Raw genomic sequence first — 208 nt, forward strand, 5'->3', positions numbered from 1 at the left:
ACGACAGATGTTTTGGCAGCTTCTGATTCAGCGGTTTTGGGTCATTCTGGAGCTATTACAGAATCTGCAGTCAGAGGAGATGTTGTTAGCCAGTCAGCCTCAGCCACAGATTCAGTATCAAACTCAGTAGATTCAGTCTCACTATCGCTATCGGCAAGTCATCAGGCTTCTGCGTCAGTATCAGCGAGCCTTTCGACCTCAGTCTCAA

The 208-nt window shown here is 47.6% G+C and carries 1 pseudogene; it reads left to right on the forward strand.

Annotation, left to right across the window (positions count from 1 at the left end):
* Positions 1–208 (forward strand): annotated as a pseudogene (locus HMPREF2697_RS10560) (LPXTG cell wall anchor domain-containing protein); the annotation flags it as partial.

It is taken from the genome of Streptococcus sp. HMSC064D12 (genome assembly GCF_001837205.1).
GTDB classification, from domain to species: domain Bacteria; phylum Bacillota; class Bacilli; order Lactobacillales; family Streptococcaceae; genus Streptococcus; species Streptococcus salivarius_D.